The organism is Roseateles sp. P5_E11 (genome assembly GCF_054049355.1).
Genome location: NZ_JBFUMO010000916.1, coordinates 1 through 1,584 on the forward strand (window position 1 = coordinate 1; position 1,584 = coordinate 1,584).

At 69.9% G+C, this 1,584-nt stretch carries 2 protein-coding genes; both read right to left on the reverse strand.

The features are described 5' to 3' along the window. Positions 1-1,171, reverse strand: a 1,171-nt coding sequence (locus ACXJKR_RS32050) for an urea ABC transporter substrate-binding protein (protein ID WP_457326293.1), incomplete at its 3' end; no start/stop codon positions are given. Beyond that, positions 1,171-1,584, reverse strand: a 414-nt coding sequence (locus tag ACXJKR_RS32055; RefSeq protein ID WP_457326294.1) for a sensor histidine kinase, incomplete at its 5' end; no start/stop codon positions are given. The genes ACXJKR_RS32055 and ACXJKR_RS32050, both read right to left, overlap by 1 nt.

Consider the following 1,584-nt stretch of genomic DNA (forward strand, 5'->3'; position numbering starts at 1 on the left):
GCTTGATGTAGCGCGGCAGCGCGAACACCTCGGCGAGCTGACCGCCCGGCTTGACCTGGGCGATGCGCAGCTGGCGCCACAGATGCCGGCTCTGGCTGTCCACCGCCCCGAAGCCCTGGGGGGCTGAGATGCTCTGCTGCAGCACATTGGCATTGACCGCGTCCGTCTGCGCGCTGCCGACCTCGCGCACCGCGGCGGCCCAGAGCTGCACGCCGATGTAAGCCGACACCGCCGGATCACTGGCCTGGATGCCCTCGCCCTGGCTGCGCCGCAGCCGCGCCAGGAAGGCCTCGTTGGCCGGCCCGGGCTGCGACTGCAGATAGCTCCAGGCCGTGAAATGGCGGTCGAGCCGGCCGCCGTCATAGGCGGTCATCTCCGGCTCGGCGGCGCGCAGGGACATGAGCGGCAGGTCGGTCAGGCCGGCCGCCACCAGGGCATCGAAGAAGGCGCGATTGCTGCTGCCGCCAATGGTGCTGATGACGACATCGGGCTGGACGCGCAGCAGGTCGGCCAGCACGCCGCCCATGTCGGTGCCTGCCAGCGGCACATAGCGCTCGGCCAGCACCTGGCCGCCACTCAGCAGGATGAAGTCGCGCAGCATCGCGTTGACACGCCGCGGGTAGAGGCCGTCGGTGCCGATGAGGTAGACCCGCCGGCCGAAGCCATGCATGGCCCAGTCGGTGGCGGGCAGTGCGTGCTGGTTGGGCGTGGGGCCGGTGTAGATGATGTTCGGCGACTGCTCCATGCCCTCGTAAGCCAGCGGGTAGAACAGCAGATGGCGATGAGTCTCGACGACAGGCCTGACGGCCTGGCGGCAGTTGGACGACCAGCAGCCGAACAGGGCGACCGCATGTTCGGTGCTGATGAGGCGCTCGGCGGCGGCGGCAGCAACGCGCGGCTCGGAGCGCGTGTCCTCGATCCTGAGTTCGACGCGTCGGCCCAGCAGACCGCCGCCGGCATTGATTTCCTCCACCGCCAGCTTGACGGTCGCCACCAGCGGCGCCTCGCTGGCCGCCATCGGGCCGCTCAAGGCATGCAGCAGCCCGATGACGATGGGGCCCTGCGCGGCCTGCGCCGACGGCCTTTGCAACAGATAGAGCCCCAGCCCCAGTGCCAGCACCAGCAGCAGGCCGCCCAGCAACGCCAGTCGGGCGCGAATGCCTGCCAGCATCAACCCGCCGCGCGCCGCGCCTCGGGCGATATCAGCTGCAGCGTCAACCGCACCGTCGTGCCCACGCCGGGCGTGGACTCGACCTGGATCTGCCCGCCCAGTGCAAAGGTGACGAGATTGCGCACGATGTACAGGCCAGGCTCGCTGCGGTTGGGGCCGAAACGCGTCGAGAAGAAGGGGTCGAAGACGCGCCCGAGCATGCCGGGCGGGATGCCGACGCCATGGTCCTGCACGGTGACTGTGAGCTGGTCCGTGCCCAGCGGCCGCACGCGCAGGTGGACCTCGCCACCGGCCTCGCGGTAGGCATGCTTGACGGCGTTCTGGATCAGCGTGGACAACACCTTGGCCAGGGCGCCGCGAAAGCTCAGCAGGTGCAGATCGTCGCCGGCGTCCAGCTCGCAGCGCACCTGGTG